The sequence below is a fragment of the Nocardia sp. NPDC052316 genome, from assembly GCF_044547795.1.
GTDB lineage: Bacteria > Actinomycetota > Actinomycetes > Mycobacteriales > Mycobacteriaceae > Nocardia.
The window spans coordinates 1,011,725-1,028,218 of record NZ_JBIUBB010000002.1 but is presented as its reverse complement, the minus strand read 5'-3'; the positions used below and the strand labels follow the sequence as shown (position 1 = coordinate 1,028,218).

Below are 16,494 nucleotides of genomic sequence, written 5' to 3'. Positions count from 1 at the left end.
CGATCCGGCGCTAGCCTTCATGAGTCATGACGGCATTGCAGGTGAGTTCGAGTTCCGCGAGTTTGGCGTCGAAACTGCTCGACTACTTAGCCGGGCACGCGGGTGCCGGCCTGCCGGGCGAGGTCACGGCTACCACCAGAGATTGTGTGGCCGCCGCGGTGCGGTTGCTTGCGCCGCGGACACCGTCGCGCGTGGCCGAGCCACCCGAAATCGCCGGTACTGCTACGCGTTGGGCACGGGAAGGGATAGCGCTGGAAACGGTGCTGGCCGCCTACCACGACGAAATTCGCGCCGGGCTCGAATTCGTCGCCGCGGATACCGAAGGTGACGACGTCGTCGCAGGGGCACAACTGATCTTGCGAATCCTGGAAATGGTGACGCTCACGGCCTCGACCGCCTATGTCGACGAGCATCGGGTGGTGGCCAGGGAACACCAAACCGCCGCACAGACTCTGGTGTCCGCGCTGCTCGGCGGCCATGCCGTCGGCGACCTCGCGCTGCAGACCGGGATCGCGGTCGCGCCGGCGTATCAGGTGGTGGCGCTGAGCATTCCGGCCCATCCCGAGGAGCGAAGACCCGGCCTCGGTGCCGCCGCGGCCCGGCGCAAACTGCGCAGAGTGCAGTCCGCGCTGGCCAAACCGCTGGGTTCGCGGGCCTTGTCGCTGCTGTCCGCGGCGGGCGGCACCGTGCTGGTGCCGACCGACGTCCGGCCCGCCCGCATCGGCTCGCCCGCGATGACCGCGGAGGTGCTCGCCATGCTGAGCGACGCCGCCGAGGTGCCGCTGACCGCCGTGGTGGCCGCGGGCGCCACCGCGCGCATTCCCGAACTCGCCGCGCGCACACACGATCTGCTGGACCGTATTCGCGGCGCGGACCGCGCACCCGGGCTCTACCGGGTGGCCGAACCGCAGGATTCGCCCGATTGTGACCCGGCCCAGCCGGTCCGGATTCCTGTCGTCACCTCGCCCAACGATCATGAAATCGGCCGTTCCGCATGACATCTCGCCCTTATGGTCGAATTCCGCCGCGCCGAGCATAAGGAGTCCGTGTGACCACCGCGTTGACCGATCGCGATATTCTGTGCGAACTGGAACCCGTCGCCGAACGTTTGCTCAATGAGCACCTGCGCAAAGCCAAGGCGTGGAATCCGCACGATTACGTGCCGTGGGACGACGGTCGTAATTTCGCCGCCCTCGGCGGAATAGACTGGGAGCCCGGTCAATCGCGGCTGACCGAGGTGGCCAGGACCGCCATGGTGACCAACCTGCTCACCGAGGACAATCTGCCGTCCTATCACCGGGAGATCTCGGAAACCTTCTCCCTGGACGGTGTATGGGGCACCTGGGTCGGTCGCTGGACCGCCGAGGAGAATCGCCACGCCATCGTCATGCGCGACTATTTGGTGGTCACCCGCGCGGTCGATCCGGTGCTGCTCGAGCAGGCCAGGATGGCGCATATGACCACGGGTATCGCGAAACCCGTGCAGGGCCCGCAGTTCCTGCGTTCGGTCGCCTATGTCACGCTGCAGGAATTGGCCACCAGAATCAGTCATCGCAACACCGGAACCGCGTGCGACGAACCCATCGCCGAGCGTATGCTGCAACGGATTGCCGCCGACGAAAATCTGCACATGATCTTTTATCGCAACATCAGCGCCGCGGCTCTCGACCTGATGCCCAACGAGACGCTGCGCGCCATCACCGACGTCGTCACGCGCTTCCAGATGCCCGGCCTCACCCAGCCGAACTTCCGCCGCAACGCGGTCGTGCTCGCCAAACACGGCATCTACGACCTCCGCCAGCACCTGGATGTGGTGGTGCGTCCGGTGCTGCGAGCATGGAATGTGTTCGAGCGCACCGACCTATCCGGCGACGGCGAGCGAGCCCGCGACGAGCTCAGCGCCTACCTCGACGAATTGGCCGAGAAGGCAGCACGATTCGAAGAACAGCGCGACCGGGTGGCGGCCAGACAGACAGAACGAGCCGCCGCGAAACAATGAGACTCCGTGGTCCGATCAGCGCGGCGGCGATGGCGGTCATCGCCGCGACGGTCACTGTGCCCGCGGTGGCGGACACACCGGGCGTGCCGAGCACCCCGCCGCCGGCCGTCGACCCGGCGATGACCAGAACCGGACTGCTCTCGATCGACAGCGTCGGCCCGCAGCGCGAGCGGCTGCGGATCTCGTCCGCGGCCATGCGGCGGGTGATCGAGGTCGACGTGCTGCGCGGCACCGGCGCGGCCCCGCGCCCGACGCTGTACCTGCTCGACGGCGTGGACGGCGAGGCCACCTCGGGCTGGCTGAGCAAGGGCGGCGCGGCGGAGTTCTTCGCGGACAAACCCGTGGACGTGGTGCTCACCGGCGGCGGCACCGGCAGCATGTACAGCGACTGGGTCCGCCACGACACCGCCCTCGGCCTGAACCGGTGGGAAACCTTCCTCACCGACGAACTGCCGCCGATCGTGGAGTCGCTGCTGCGGTCCAGCGGGCGCCGCGCCATCGCCGGGGTCTCGATGGGCGCGCAGGCGGCGATGATGCTGGCACAACGGCATCCGGGCCGCTACCACGCCGTGGCGGGCATGAGCGGATGCTATTCGACCGCGGATCCACTGGGGCGCGCCGTCACCACGATTACCGTCGCCTCGCGCGGCGGCAATGTCGAAAACCTCTGGGGCCCACCGACTTCACCGGAGTGGGCAGCCCACGACAGCCTGCTCGGCGCCGAGGCGCTGCGCGGCACCGCGATCTACCTCTCGGCCGCCACCGGCGTGCCGACCGGCGCCGACCTGGTGGCCGTCGCGCAGTCGCCCACCCTCGTCGAGGCGCTCCGGCTGGCGGGCGGCGGCGCGGCGCTCGAAGCCGGCGCCCGCTCGTGCACCGAGCGCTTCGCCGGACGCCTGACCGAACTGAACATCCCCGCCACCGTCCACTACGACACCGCGGGCATGCACACCTGGCCGGACTTCGAAGCCCAACTCCCTAAGGCCTGGCAATCCCTGACCTCCGCACTCTACTGACCCGCCGCCGGAAGATCCGCACTTTTTCTCGGGACCCGCACTGCTTGGGGCCGCTCGCAGTGGGTGCGGGTCCCGAGCAGGGGTGCGGCTGTGCGGTAGGCGGTGGAATCAGCAGCAGGTCGTTGCGTTGATACAGGTATGACCTCGGCACTTCCCTCCGTCCGGTTCTCCATACTGGACCGTTCGCGCGTTCGGCGCGGGCAGCGTCATCCCGCGGCATTGCGCGACACGGTCGAGTTCGCGCGGCTCGCCGAGGAATGGGGCTATCACCGCTTCTGGGTGTCCGAGCACCACAGCGTGCCCGGTGTGGCCGGGTCGGCGCCGACGGTGCTCGCCGCGGCGGCCGCGGCGGCGACCGAGCGCATCCGGATCGGGACCGGCGGGGTGATGCTGCCCAACCATCAGCCACTGATCGTCGCCGAACAGTTCGGCGTGCTGGAATCGCTGTATCCGGGCCGGATCGACATGGGCCTGGGCCGCTCGGTCGGCTTCACCGACGGGGTGCGCCGCGCACTCGGCCACGACAAGCGCGACGCCGAGGACTTCGACGCCCAGCTGTCCGAGCTGCTCGACTACTTCGACCACGGCCGCAACGGCGTGCACGGCTGGCCCGCCGAGGGTTTGCGGATTCCGGCCTTCCTGCTGGCAACCGGCTCCGGAGCGGAGCGGGCGGCGCGGTTCGGGCTGCCGCTGGTGATCGCCGCGGTGGGCGGACAGGACCGGATGGTCGAGGCGATCGAGCGCTACCGGGCCGAGTTCCGCGCCACCGCCTGGGGCACGCAGCCGTACGTGATGGTGTCGGGGTCGGTCGTCATCGCCGATACCACCGAGGAGGCGCACCGGCTGCTGCTGCCCGAGGCATGGTCGAACGCGTATTCGCGGACCCGCGGCGAATTCCCGACGTTGATCCCGCCCGCCGAGATCGAGGCCATGACCATGACCGAGCGGGAGCGGCGCATCTTCGAGGACTCGCTGCGCGGTCATGTACACGGCACCGAGGACGAGGTCGCCGATCAGTTGGAGCGGCTGGTACTCAGCACCGGTGCCGACGAAATCCTGGTGCACACCAGCACTTACGATCGGGCGGCCCGGTTGGAGTCGCACCGCAGGCTCGCTCGGCTCACCGGGCTGCTCGGCTCGGCGCCCGCCACCGCGGCGGTGTAGCCCCCGGCTCAATCGACCGGCGGGAAGCGGACTTCCGCGGCGGCATAGCCGAACAGCTTGCGACCGTCGGACCGTGCGTCGATCGCGATGGTGGCCCAGCGACGGCGCGGATCGATGGCGGTGATGCGGCCGTTGAACTCGATGGCGCTCGTCGCGCGAGTCGGTACCCGCAGAGAGTGCGCGAAGTGGGCGAACTGCGCGCGAAACGTGCGGACAGCGGCGGGATCTCCGAGCCAAGAGCTCAGAAAGCTCGCCGCGAGACCGAGTTTCAGCATGCCGGGGGCGACCACCGACGGTAGACCGGTCGCGGTCCGTTCGTCGTAGGACGCCGAGTCGGCGTCGCCCACCACCCTCGCGTAGTTCACTACATCACCGCGCGTGAGATGCACTGTGCGCGCGGGGAGCTCGGTGCCGACGGCGAGCGTGTCGAAATCGATGGTGGTGTGGGGCATCCGCGTCGCACACGGCGGAGCTACCCGGGCCGCGGCTACCGGCCGGAGGTTGCCGGGCCGCGGACCCGGCCGGACAGGGGAGTAGCCCTGGGCCGACGCGGCGAGGCCGGTCCTGGCGAGCAGCGCGGTCGAGCCGGTCTGCACGGTCTCGCCGTGCTGATCGATCAGCACGCTCTTGATCGCCAGCACGTCGTAGTCGGCGAACTGCCGGAACGACTCGAAATAGATGTCGCAGCTCAGCCGATCACCGGCGACCAGCGGCCTGCCGAGGTCGAGGACCTGGTCCGCGTGCAGAATCTGGGTCGGCGGGTAGCCGGTGATCAAGGTGTCCAGTATTTCGCGCTGCACCCGGTGCAGGATCATCGAGGACAGCGTGGCCGGCGCGAGCAGTCCGGCGAAGCCGAGCTCGGCGGCCGCGTCGGCACTCCAGTGCGCCGGGTGATAATCCTGTACCGCACGGGCGAATTCGCGAATCGTCGCACGATCGACCGCGTAGGCGGTCCTCGATCGGTACCGGTGGTTCACCAGCGCACCGACCTGGTCGGATGGTGTGACGGAAAGGTCGCGCATCATTGCTCCTGCCTTACGAACCGGGACCGAATTGCCATGCCAGCGGCGGTATCTGATCGGGGGTCACCGTGCCTACCACCGCGACGCCCGCATCGGTAAAGGTGCCGACGGCCCGGTCGATATGGTCGGCCGAGGTCACCACCACCGCGTCGCGCGCGCCGATTACCCGCATGATCCGCGCGGAGTGTTCGGCGTTCTGGACTGTCGACGCCGCCTCCGGCTCCAGATGAATCCGCTCGGGCGCGATGCCGTGTTCGACAAACCAATCCGCCATCGCGCGCGCCTCGGTGATGCCGTTGTGCGGATTGCCGCCGGTCACGATGATCGGCGAGGCCGGCGCGAGCAGCGCTTGGACGAAGCCGGCGTGCAGGCGGTCGATCAGCTCCGGGCGCATCGACCCGTCGGGCAGCAGGCCGTAGCCGAGCACCACGATCGCGGTCGCCGGACCGTGCAGCGCCGGAAGGGTTTCCGGCTCCGGCGGGACCAAAGCCCGGAGCACGTCAGGTAGTGCGCGATCGGCCGAGCCGGTGCCGGTGCCCTCGGCCAGCGCGGCCGGAAGGTGGACGAGCGCGACGGCGACGGCGATCGCGCCGAAGAGAGTGCGTACGGTACGCCGCGCCGGGCACAACGGTCCGTGAAAGGGATTGGCGAACATGGGCAGCTCCGAGGATCAGCAGGCTGCGGACAGGGGGAAAGATTCCCCCATGCTCGGCTATTCGCCCGGATCGGCCGCACAATTCGTTTGTTGTCTGTAGACCTCACCGTCGGGCGCCGTCGCGGTTCGGAGAAAAGCACGTGCCTTTTGTGTGAAACCGGAAATATGGCGCCGCCGCACTGTGACCATTCCTCATCGGTCCATTTGCCGGGTCGGACTGTGCCGTATACCTAACCGCGACAGCGGCTTTGGTGAGCTGTCCAGTAACCGCGCTGTCCCGCCGGTCGGTGGCCTTCCCGGTTTTAGCGTTGGCGCAGTTTCGGTGCCGCCGAACGGCATCCCCCTCGGCACTGTGACACCAATTCTTGCTCGACGTAGGAAGGCATGCAATGAAACGAAGTACCTTCGGCCGATCGTCGCTCGCGGCGGCGGCGATGACGGGTGTCTCGGTGCTGCTCATGGGTATCGCCGGCGTCGGTGCGAGCGCCGATCCGGCGGTCGCGCCGACCGAACAGACCCTGGCCGATTACATCGCCGCAGGCCGAAAGGCCGCGCCGGTCGCCGAGTCCGGCAGCGCGTCGGGCTCCGCCTGCAATTCCGGCAGCGGCGCAGGTTCGGGCAACGGCTCGGGAGACTGTTACGGCGGCTCGGGCAGCAGCTCCGGATTGTCCGGTGGATATGCCAGTGACACAGTCGGTTACGGCCCGCCGATGACCTCCTGGCTGGCCGCTTTCGGCCACGGCCTGATGAACCCGGACGTTGCGCCGCCCGGTGCCAACGACTGGAACTGCAAGCCCACCGAGGCGCATCCGCGACCCGTGGTGATGCTGCACGGCACCTGGATGAACGCCTACAACGGCTACGCGTACATGGGTCAGCCGATCAAGGACGCCGGCTTCTGCACCTTCACCTTCAACTACGGCCGGTCCAACCTGATCCAGGGCGGCGGCCTCGGCTCGGTGCTGCCCGGCGTGATGGGCACCGGTTATATCCAGGACTCCGCCAAGCAACTGGCCACGTTCGTCGACCGGGTGCTCGCCGCGACCGGGGCCGACGAGGTCGACATCATGGCCCACTCGCAGGGTGGCGCGATGGCGAACTGGTACACCAAGTTCGAGGGCGGCGCGGACAAGGTGCAGAACCTGATCACCTACGGCGCCACCCATCACGGCACCTCCCTGGTCGGCATCGGCGCGCTGGGCCGGGCGATCAACAACTTCGGCATCGACATACTCGGCTTCATCGAGATCTTCGTCGGCCACGCCGGTATCCAGCAGACGATCGGTTCGGATTTCGTCAACAAGCTGAATGCCAACGGCGACACCATTCCCGGCGTCGACTACACAATTGTCGGCACCCGCTACGACGAGATCACCAACCCGTACGACCTGACCTTCCTGCGGCCGGGACCGGGGGCGTCGGTGCAGAACATCACCTTGCAGGACGGCTGCGAACAGGACGTTTCGGACCATTTGACGATCATGTACTCGCCTCGCGCCCTGTCCATCGCGCTGCGTGCGCTGGACCCTGTCGGCCACCCGAACCTGGAGTGCACCTTCAACCCGTGGCTGATCGGCGGTGGCGGTCAGCTATAGCACCTCGATGACGTGCATCTCGGCGAACAGGTGGAACCCCAACCCTCCGAACCTGTTCCGACAGATGCGCCATCGTCACGCAACCGATACGCACAGAACAGATCTTCAACCCCGCCTCTCTGTTCCGTAGCGCATGTCGGCCGTGGCGAAAGTGCCCACCGGATGGCGACCGCACGCGCCGCCCGGTGGGCACTGTGCTTTTCATCGAAACTGGAACAGATTCAGTGAACCTGGAAGAAATTTACGCGCCATTGGTCGCGTGGTTATATCCGCTCCATGAGTCGCTGTTTGCCTATAGGTCGCACCGTCCGGCACGGGTTTGTTCGGGGTAGCCGCCCCGGATTCTCCCGTGCCGGACTGTGCCGTTTCCGTGTATCCCGAACACTGCGCTCGACGCAGGAAGGCATGTCGATGAAACGAAAGACCTCCAGCCGATTATCGATGGCGGCGGCGCTGCTCGGCGTCTCGGCGCTGCTCATGGGCGTCGCGGGCGCGGGCGCGAACGCCGCACCACCGGACGCGTCGATCGAGCAGCGCATCGCCGACCGGATCGACGCGAGCGGACCGGGCGCCGCCGTCGCCGACTACGGCTTCAGCGCGGGTCTCTCCGGCGGATTCGCCAGCGACACAGTCGGTTCCGGCCCGGTGCTGCCCGCATGGCTGGCGGCCTTCGGCTACGGCCTCACCCACCCGGACGCCGCGCCGCCCGGCGCCAACGACTGGAACTGCAAGCCAACCGCCGCGTACCCGCGCCCCGTAGTGCTGCTGCACGGCACCTGGATGAACGCCTACAACAGCTTCGCGTTCATGAGCCAGCCGATCAAGGACGCGGGCTTCTGCACCTTCGCGTTCAACTACGGCCGCGCCGACCCGACGCAGGGCGGCGGCCTGCCGCCGCTGCTGCCCGGCGTGATGGGCACGGGCAACATCGAGATCTCGGCCAAGCAACTGGCCACCTTCGTCGACCGGGTGCTGGCGGCCACCGGCGCGCCCGCCGTCGACATCATCGGCTACTCCCAGGGTGGCGCGATGGCTAACTGGTACACCAAGTTCGAGGGCGGCGCGGCCAAGGTGCGGAACCTGATCACCTACGGCGCAACACATCACGGTTCCACCATCGACGGTATCGCGGCGCTCGGGCGGGCCATCAACAACATCGGTGCCGACATCGTCGGTGCCAGCTCGATCGTGGTCGGTCATGCGGTCGCCGAGCAGACCATCGGCTCGGACTTCGTCAACCAGCTCAATGCCAACGGCGACACCGTCCCCGGCATCGACTACACCATCGTCGGCACCCGCTACGACGAGATCATGACCCCGTACCACCTGACCTTCCTGCGCCCGGGCCGGGACGCGTCGGTCCAGAACATCACCCTCCAGGATGGTTGCGAACAGGACCTCTCCGACCATCAGACGCTGATGTACTCACCCCGCGCCCTGTCCATCGCCCTGCGCGCCCTTGACCCGGCCGAGCACCCGGACCTCGTCTGCACCTTCAACCCGTGGCTGATCGGCGGCGGGGGACACCTCTGAGGCCGACTCGGCGGCGCTCGCGTGGAACAGTCTGGCCTCGATGTAGTTCGCGGTGAGCGCCGCGGAGGTCTTCGTCGCGAGATGCTCGGCCCAGGACAGCTCCTGCGCCAGGGCGATCTCGGACTTCTTTGTGGTGCAGTGGAACTGAGCGGAGGCCACGCTGCAGTCCAGTGCGAAGATCACGTCGACGGCCACCTTGCGGTGCACCGTGACGGTGATCGCCGCGATCGCCCGGCGCTGGACGCAATGCTTGACCTGCACGGTGGCCAGCGGCAGGTCGCGCACCCGCGGGGTGCTGATGCCGACCACGTTGCCGTAGCGCCAGCGGCGCGGCGACCGCCCGCCGGACTGCCCGACGGCCTCGTGCACCGCGAGGATGAGATCGTCCAACGCGGGGGCGGGGACGGTCACCTCATAGGTATAGCGACGGTTCACGATAGGTGCCCACACCTTCCGCGTGTGGTCGCGAGGTGTCGCACCGGCGACCGAGTCCAGAACAAGCAATGCCCGAGAAGATCGTGGGCGCAACCGATCACCCGACGGCGGGGTGCGTGCCGAGCGCCGTGGTCTGTTCCGTCCGCGAACCCTGACGATGTCACGATTTCGCATCGTTGTCTGTCGGTCAAATGTCCGACACCCCCCGTCGGGGGTAGTGGGCTTTGCCGGATCGCATCCACCGTTCGAATGACTTCGCTTCGACTATCGCGGTGTTAGCGTCGAAGTGAGCGAAAGACAGTGGCGCAATGCGACTACAACTCGTCCAAGGTGATCAGACCGTCCTGCAGGGCGCGGGCCACCAGCGCGGCCTTGGTGTTGGCCGCCCGGTCGACCGCCGCGTACTTGGCGCGGATCCGGGTGATGTGGGTGTTGACCGTACCGATCGACAGGTAGAGCTGCATGCCCACTTGGGTTTTCGAGTCACACTTGACCCAGGCGACCAGCACTTCGAGTTCGCGCGCCGACAGGTGCGGGTCGCGCCACAAGGCGATCGGGTTGGAGATCGGGTGTGATCGGGGATCCGGAACGATGGAGGTCATCTGTATTTCCCGCTTCGTGCAGTACCAAGTCGGCCCCGGTGCCGCACCTCCCCGAAGGTTGCAGACCAATAACCGATGTGCCCACTGAATATACGATCTGCGGTAGTCGCTGGGAATTCCCCAGCTTTCAGCCCTCAGGTCTGGGGTCTTGTTTCGCATCGCGAACGAGTCCGCGGTCGTCCAGGTCGGACCGTACCGCGCCGTCGGCCTGCACCTCGATGCGCAGTTCGCCGTTGTCGCGCAACAGGATCGAGGCGAGCGTCGCGCGGCCCGGCGGCAGTATCCGGGCCGTGACGGTGCCGCCGTCGGCATAGTCGAGCGCGTCGCGTAAGACGGTGCGCACCTGTTGTCGGAGGTCGGTGTCGACCTCGTCCAGCCCACCGCCGTCGTCGAGCACCACCGTCACGCCGCGCTGACGCGCGTAGCGGGCCGCGGTGCCGACCGAGGCATCGATCATCAGACCACCCAGGATGTCGTCGCGCAACTCCGCCTCGACCAGCTTGCACTCGGCCTGTTCGTGCGCGGTGAGCGTGCGTCCCGACGCGATGACCTCGAGTAGTGGCCGCGCGGCGCGATCGAGCCGGGCGACGCGCTCGTCGCGCTCCTGCTGGGCGGCCTGCGCCGCGGCTTCGGCGGCGGCGCGGTCGGTATCTTGCTGGCGCAGCGCGAGAATCGAGTGCGCCAGGGGGCGGACCACTCTGGCGAAGAAAGTTGCCATCAGCAGCGGGGTCAGGTTGATGAAGGAGAATCCCACGCCGGTGAGCAGTCCCTGACCGGTCCGCGCGGTCCACCAGCCGCAGACGACGATCTGCCCGAGCACCCCCGACCACGCCCACAGCGGCGCCCCGCGCACGCAGAGAAAGTTCAGATACGCCGAACCCGCACCGAGAAACCAGAGTTGGGTGGAGTTGTCCATCGGAATCGGCAACTGCCAGATGGCCAGCGCGGCCGCGAGCGGGGCGGCCAGCGCGGCGGGCGCGGCGAACCGGACCGGCAGCGGATCGCCGGGGGCGAGGATCATCGTCGCGCCGGCGGCCAGGATGAGCACCGCCGCAACGGCGGTGAACCGGATATCGCGGAGGCCGTCGTTCGCGGCGAGCGCCATCGAACAGACCGCGACGGCGAGCAGGCCCGACAGCAACCAGGCCGCCGGGGTACGCATGCCGAGGATGTCGCGCACGTCGTCGCGGACCGTCCGGTTCGTCACTGCGCCACCCACCCGGCGCTGACCCGGCAGCCGCGACCCGGCGCGGCATCTATGGCGGACCAGCCGCCCGGCAGTTCGGCGAGCCGATCGGTGATGCTTGCGCGCAGACCGATTCGGTCCGGCGGGACGGTCGCGGGATCGAATCCGACGCCGTCGTCGGTGACGTCGACGCGCACCGAGTTCGCATCCGCCGTCACCCGCACCTCGCAGTCGGCCGCGCGGGTGTGCGAACCGGCATGGCGCTGCCAGTTGCGCAGCGCCTCACCCACCGCCGCGGCCAGCGCGGTCGCCACGTCGCTCGGCACCGCGAGTGCGACGTCCGCGCGGCGGTCGGCGTGCAGCCGCACGGAGTCGTCGACCTCGGCCGCCGTCGCGCGGATACCGGCGACCACTCGGTCCAGGTCGATGGTGTCCGGCTCGAGCCGGCCGGTGCGCAGCCTTTCGAGATCGCGCAGCGTCACCTCCGCGTGATGGGTCAGGACGGTGGAGTTCGGCGCGCGCGAGGCCTCCAGCAGTGTCGCGATGACCCAGTCGTGGGCCAGGGCGTCGAAGCGCCGCCGCTCGAATCGGCGCGCTTCGGCCGCGGCGGTGGCGGTGGCCTTGGCGCGGACGGCGTGCGAGGTCTGATCCAGCGTGCGCCCGACCCGCACCAGCACCACGCACGCGGCGCAGGGCAGCGCCGAATAAGCCACGGCGAACAGCATTTCCGGCACGATCGGGTTGCCCGCGTCCGGTCCTCGGGCGTACGCCGCGGCGATCTGGGCGAGGGTGGCGGCAAGGGTGAGGTAGCCGAATGGCATGAGCCGCCAGAAGATACAGAGGGCCAGCGCGGGCAGGCCCGGAATCCAGGTGATCCACAACGATTTCTCGGCGGGCACCAGGGTGTCGGCGCGCACCGCCAGCCAACTCAGCGCGGCGAGCAGGTAGCCGAGCGCGAAAGCCAGGACCGCGTAACGGACCAGATCGAAGCGCCAGCGCGCCGCGGCGATGACGATACCGACGGTGGGCAGGTAGATCGCGGTGAGCGCGAACGGTGTCCACCACGGCGCGGCGAGTGCGGATTGGTCCAGGGCGGTGGGCATGGTGAGGGCGGCGTAGAAGAGGCCGCCGACGCCGACGAACAGGCTTGCGCCACGGACGAGTCGGGATTCGGCGCTGCGCCGTGGCGCGGCCGTTTCGATCATCGGGGCCGGGGATCGCCGCCGAGGAAGCCGTCCCGCTTGGCCTCGCGGTAGAGATCGACGCGCGAGCGGACCGGCCTGCCCGCCTCGGCGTACCGCCGGCGGATCCGGCTCAGGTAGTCGTTGACCGTGTGTTCGGAGAGGCCGAGTTTGTGCGCCACCGAGGCGGCGGTCTCGCCGTTCGCGTAGTGCTCGAGCACGTCTCGTTGCCGCGGCGGCAGATCGATGTTGGTCAGCGCCGGGTCACTGTCGATGGCCGAGGCCCAGGCCATCGTCGCGACCTGCCTGCCGGAGGCGGCCGCGCGGATCATCGCGGTGGTGCGTTCGGCGGGATCGCTTTTCAGCGCGACGCCGAGCACGCCGGCGCGGGCGGCCGAGCGGATCAGGTCCCGCCAGTCGCCGGTGGTGTAGACGAGGCAGGGAATGTCGAGGCTGTGCAGCAGTTCGACATTCGCGCGCGGGCTGGAACCGTCGGGCAGCCGCAGATCGAGCACGGCCAGGTCCAGATCGGTGGCCTGCTCCAGCAGCGCGGGCACCGTCGGCGCGATCGCGACGACGGTCAGATCGGGTTGGTCGGACAGGATCGCGGCCAGGCCGACCGCGACCGCCTGGTGGTCTTCGACGATGCCGATGCGGCGGACGGTTCCCGGTGTCGCGTAGGGACCCGGCAGATCGGTGACGGCGACGCCGGCCATTGTGAGCAGTCGACGGAGCACCATGAATGGCATTAAATCACTCGGTCTCGAAAGTTCCAAGTGAATCCGTTCGGCTATTCGGTGTTCGCCCCTGGTGGCGGTGATCGATTGGCGGGAGCGAATGCCGGTCCGGCATTGCGTGTCGTACAACGTAATCTGATATCGACCGGTCGGTTCGGTGTCGGACGCGATGAAACTGGTTGTGGCAGTAGTGATCAGCGATCGTCCGCGCCACTGATGTCGCTCGGGTTTCGGCACCCGACTTATGCTGATTCGAATTACGCATTTTCACATGCGTATCGGACATCACTCGACGTGTGCGAGATGCGCGCATTAATTCCCGGATTTGCTCTGAATTATCTATTTTGACTTCGCCGAGGCGCGAATGGTGACGCGTCCGGTCCCCGACCATGGACATAGGCGTCGAGTGTTCAACGGACAGACAGTGGGCACCGGTGCCACCAGACTCACTGGATGAGGCTTCCGTCGCCCGGCGGCATGACCGCACGCCACCGGGCGGCATGACACAGGGAGAAGGACGTGCACTCGAGCCGGCACCCGGACAGCGCCGCGATGCTGGTCTCGCGGCTGCGATTTCCGGTGGTTGACATCGGTTATGGAATGCGCGCGGAGATATGGTTGCCCGGCTGCCGGATCTTCTGCCGCGACTGCCTCGCGGACAACACCTGGGTGTTCGACGAATCGACCCGCTGCGGTGTCGGCGCGGTACTCGATTGGCTGCGCGAGTTACCCGGCGACCGGATCGATGGTGTCACGATCTGCGGCGGCGAACCGACCGATCGGCCTACGGCGCTGCGTGCGCTGATCGATGGAATCAACACGTGGCGAGCGGAGTCGGCCCGCGCGATCGATCTGCTGGTGTACTCCGGTCGTCCGACCGCCGTGCTGGAGGAGCGGCTGCCCTGGCTGAGCGCGTCGGTGGACGCGCTCGTCACCGAGCAGTGCGTGGCGGGCGACGCCGGTCCGGCGGGCCGGCGCGTCGTCATCGGCTCCGCGCTCGGCATGACCCGTTATGCCGCAGCGCGTTTCGCGGCCGACCTCATGTCGTGCGATAGCTGCGGGCGACCAACGCCGAGCGCAGATACCACAGGCCGGACGGTTGGGACGGGTCGAAGCCGGTGAGCTGACCGATGCGCTTGAGCCGGTAGTCCACGGTGTTGGTGTGCACGTGCAGGACCCGGGCCGTGCGCTGACGGTTGAGGTTGTTGGCGATGTGGCGCTGGAGGGTCTCCAATAGCTCGGGGTGTTCGTCGAGCGGGTCCAGCAGCTGGCCGAGGTACTCGCGGCCCGGACCGGGGCGGGTGAGCTGGTATTCGAGCGCGAGTTCGTCGAACCGGTACAGCCCGGCCACCGCGTCGAGCCGCTGCACCATGTCGAGCAGTTCGTGGGCCTGGTCGGCGGCGTTGGGGATCTGTTCGGGTGCGGCCTCGATCATGGTCGCGGTGATGCCGACCTGGGCGGCGTGCGACAGCTGGGTCACCAGGGCGTCGTAGCCCGCGTTGTCGAAGGTGGGCGACGGGATGAGGATCGTGCCGCCGTCGACGCTGAGCAGCGACAGCGCGCTGTCCCCGCAGCGGGTGGCCAGTTCGGCCTGCACCCGGCGGAGCTTGCGGCGCGCGACGACCTGGCTGTCGAGCATCGGATTGTGTTCCTCGCGATGCGGCGGAATCGCCACGGCGAGTACGGCATACGAGGCCGCGATGGCGATGCCGCATTCGCGCGCCATGGTGGAGGTGCTGTGCCCGCCGAGCAGTGCGGAGGTGAGCGTGTGCACGGCGGTGTGGTGCTCGCTGACCACCGAGCGCAGTTCCTTGATGTAGGCGACCGAGATCGCCGAACTGATCATGTCCAGCATCTCCAGCACCATTTTGGCGCCGTCGACCAGGCTGTCGAAATCCTTGATGGACGCGTCGGACACCACCAGGTCCAGTCCCATCTTGAAGCCCTCGTGGATGGAGTGGTGGATGGTGTCGATGGGCACGCCCTCGCGTGCCCAGCCTGCCGCCGCGTCCTGGAGGCGCTGCAACTTCTCCGGAATGTCCTGGCCGTCGAGCATGCTCACCGCGAACTCGAGGCAGACCCTGGTGATGGTGGTGACGTCGCCGGAGATCGCGTCCGCGGGCAGGGTGCCACACGGAATGACATTTTCGACGAAGTGCCCGACCATTTGGCGCGACAACGCGCGAACGTCCTTGAGTGGGGACGACATCGGCTTGCCGGCGAGCGTCAGGCTCTGCCGGGCCGAGTTGTCGATCGACATTGACGACTCCTTCCGCCCCCGAAATATAACTGTGCGGCGCATTCACACTAATCGTTGTATTCCGGCGTGGGATCGATTCGCAAGGTTCTGTGTGCGGCTTGCAGACTGGTCGGTCGGTCCTTGTGCGGCGTCACAGCGTTTCGATGCCCGCCATGCCACATACCATCCGGTGTGTGCGAACCTTTCGCGTTTACGCCAGTACCGCTATATCGAGTGCGCGCAGGCGAGCCGGATCGGCGATCACCTCGTAACCCGCAACCCGATCGTCGCGCACCGTAACGGCAAGGGCGAGTAGCAACCTGCCGCGTGGGGCGACGAGGATGCCGACCGCGCCGTTCACCAGCGCCGGCGTCGCCACCCGCGAACGACGTTGCAGCAGTACGGTTTCCTTCGCCACCGCCTGGGCGCCGCGCACCACGGCCGACATGCCCGCGGGCAGCGCGGCCGGGTCGGCGACGCGAACCACATCGGGGGCGAGCACCGCGAGGAGCGCGTCGAGATCGCCACCGCGGGCAGCGGTCAGGAAGGCCTCGACCACATGACGCTGCTCGGCGAGTTCGGCTGCGCTGGCGGTGGTTTCGCCATGCGCCCGCTGGCGCGCGCGGCTGGCGAGTTTCTTCGTGGTCGCGGTGCTGCGCCCGACGATCGGCGCGATCTGATCGAACGGCACGGCGAACAGGTCGTGCAGCACGAACGCCACCCGCTCGTCGGGACCCAGCGTATGCAGCACCACGAGCAATGCCCGGCCCACCGCATCGATCAGCACCGCCTCGTGTTCCGGGTCGCTGTCGTAGGCGGCGTCGCCGAGCTCGGCGAGCAGGTCGACCGGTTCCTCGCGCCGTGCGGCCCGCGACCGCAGCATGTCGAGGCAGATCCGTGACACCACGGTGGTCAGCCAGCCTGCCAGGTTCGCCACCTCGTCGCTGTCCTGCCGCGCCAGGCGCAGCCAGGCCTCCTGCACGGCGTCGTCGGCCTCGCTCAGCGACCCGAGCATCCGATACGCGACGGCGCGCAGCCTGCCGCGCTGGGTCTCGAATCGCTGCGCCAGCACGTCCTGCGCCCGCATCGGTCACCTTTCCGTTCCGCCCGCCGTCACCTGGTTGACGGAA

The 16,494-nt window shown here is 68.1% G+C and carries 16 protein-coding genes; 7 read left to right on the top strand and 9 right to left on the bottom strand.

The annotated features are described in order from the left end of the window. Positions 1-26: 26 nt before the first annotated feature. The 4 genes from ACIHA7_RS11465 to ACIHA7_RS11450 all read left to right on the top strand — a co-directional run bounded on the left by ACIHA7_RS11465 (position 27) and on the right by ACIHA7_RS11450 (position 4,179). The gene (locus ACIHA7_RS11465; RefSeq protein WP_397288216.1) at positions 27-998 is read left to right on the top strand and encodes a transcriptional regulator; all 972 of its coding nucleotides are present in this window, start codon (positions 27-29) and stop codon (positions 996-998) included. 50 nt (positions 999-1,048) lie between these two features. Then, positions 1,049-1,999 carry an acyl-ACP desaturase gene (locus tag ACIHA7_RS11460; RefSeq protein ID WP_397288214.1) on the top strand — a complete coding sequence of 317 codons (951 nt, stop codon included), beginning with the start codon at positions 1,049-1,051 and terminating at the stop codon, positions 1,997-1,999. Further along, a complete protein-coding gene (locus tag ACIHA7_RS11455; RefSeq protein WP_397288212.1) occupies positions 1,996-3,015 on the top strand; it encodes an alpha/beta hydrolase in 1,020 nt (339 codons plus the stop codon). The genes ACIHA7_RS11460 and ACIHA7_RS11455 overlap by 4 nt, the downstream gene beginning before the upstream one ends. Before the next feature lie 138 nt (positions 3,016-3,153). Continuing rightward, positions 3,154-4,179, top strand: a complete 1,026-nt coding sequence (locus tag ACIHA7_RS11450) for an LLM class flavin-dependent oxidoreductase (RefSeq protein ID WP_397288210.1) — start codon at positions 3,154-3,156, stop codon at positions 4,177-4,179. A gap of 8 nt (positions 4,180-4,187) precedes the next feature. On the opposite strand, the gene ACIHA7_RS11445 is transcribed toward ACIHA7_RS11450, so the two are convergent. Continuing rightward, positions 4,188-5,201, bottom strand: a complete 1,014-nt coding sequence (locus tag ACIHA7_RS11445) for a fused (3R)-hydroxyacyl-ACP dehydratase subunits HadA/HadB (RefSeq protein WP_397288208.1) — start codon at positions 5,199-5,201, stop codon at positions 4,188-4,190. 13 nt (positions 5,202-5,214) lie between these two features. Continuing rightward, positions 5,215-5,856, bottom strand: coding sequence for a YdcF family protein (locus ACIHA7_RS11440; RefSeq protein WP_397288206.1), 642 nt, complete (start codon positions 5,854-5,856; stop codon positions 5,215-5,217). Positions 5,857-6,245: 389 nt separating this feature from the next. On the opposite strand from ACIHA7_RS11440, the gene ACIHA7_RS11435 reads away from it, so the two are divergent. Further along, positions 6,246-7,451, top strand: a complete 1,206-nt coding sequence (locus ACIHA7_RS11435) for an esterase/lipase family protein (protein WP_397288204.1) — start codon at positions 6,246-6,248, stop codon at positions 7,449-7,451. A 411-nt stretch (positions 7,452-7,862) separates the two neighbouring features. Then, on the top strand, positions 7,863-8,984 hold the full coding sequence (locus ACIHA7_RS11430; protein WP_397288202.1) for an alpha/beta fold hydrolase: 1,122 nt from the start codon (positions 7,863-7,865) through the stop codon (positions 8,982-8,984). On the opposite strand, the gene ACIHA7_RS11425 is transcribed toward ACIHA7_RS11430, so the two are convergent. The 5 genes from ACIHA7_RS11425 to ACIHA7_RS11405 all read right to left on the bottom strand — a co-directional run bounded on the left by ACIHA7_RS11425 (position 8,877) and on the right by ACIHA7_RS11405 (position 13,104). Then, on the bottom strand, positions 8,877-9,419 hold the full coding sequence (locus tag ACIHA7_RS11425) for a hypothetical protein (protein ID WP_397288200.1): 543 nt from the start codon (positions 9,417-9,419) through the stop codon (positions 8,877-8,879). The genes ACIHA7_RS11430 and ACIHA7_RS11425 overlap by 108 nt on opposite strands. A 314-nt stretch (positions 9,420-9,733) precedes the next feature. Next, positions 9,734-10,021 carry a response regulator transcription factor gene (locus ACIHA7_RS11420; protein ID WP_397288198.1) on the bottom strand — a complete coding sequence of 96 codons (288 nt, stop codon included), beginning with the start codon at positions 10,019-10,021 and terminating at the stop codon, positions 9,734-9,736. A 127-nt stretch (positions 10,022-10,148) separates the two neighbouring features. Continuing rightward, positions 10,149-11,228 carry a hypothetical protein gene (locus tag ACIHA7_RS11415; RefSeq protein ID WP_397288196.1) on the bottom strand — a complete coding sequence of 360 codons (1,080 nt, stop codon included), beginning with the start codon at positions 11,226-11,228 and terminating at the stop codon, positions 10,149-10,151. Next, positions 11,225-12,412 carry a sensor histidine kinase gene (locus ACIHA7_RS11410; RefSeq protein WP_397288194.1) on the bottom strand — a complete coding sequence of 396 codons (1,188 nt, stop codon included), beginning with the start codon at positions 12,410-12,412 and terminating at the stop codon, positions 11,225-11,227. The genes ACIHA7_RS11415 and ACIHA7_RS11410 overlap by 4 nt, the downstream gene beginning before the upstream one ends. Beyond that, a complete protein-coding gene (locus ACIHA7_RS11405; protein ID WP_397288722.1) occupies positions 12,409-13,104 on the bottom strand; it encodes a response regulator transcription factor in 696 nt (231 codons plus the stop codon). Before ACIHA7_RS11405 ends, ACIHA7_RS11410 begins: the two co-directional genes overlap by 4 nt. 540 nt (positions 13,105-13,644) lie before the next feature. Between ACIHA7_RS11405 and ACIHA7_RS11400 the strand changes: the two genes are divergently transcribed. Further along, entirely contained in the window at positions 13,645-14,247 is a 603-nt protein-coding gene (locus ACIHA7_RS11400) for a 4Fe-4S cluster-binding domain-containing protein (protein ID WP_397288192.1), read from the top strand. Here the strand turns inward: ACIHA7_RS11400 and ACIHA7_RS11395 are convergent. Both ACIHA7_RS11395 and ACIHA7_RS11390 read right to left on the bottom strand, forming a co-directional pair. Next, entirely contained in the window at positions 14,165-15,385 is a 1,221-nt protein-coding gene (locus ACIHA7_RS11395; protein WP_397288189.1) for a PucR family transcriptional regulator, read from the bottom strand. The two genes, ACIHA7_RS11400 and ACIHA7_RS11395, sit on opposite strands and share 83 nt — an antisense overlap. A gap of 190 nt (positions 15,386-15,575) precedes the next feature. Beyond that, on the bottom strand, positions 15,576-16,451 hold the full coding sequence (locus ACIHA7_RS11390) for a sigma-70 family RNA polymerase sigma factor (RefSeq protein WP_397288187.1): 876 nt from the start codon (positions 16,449-16,451) through the stop codon (positions 15,576-15,578). Positions 16,452-16,494 lie beyond the last annotated feature (43 nt).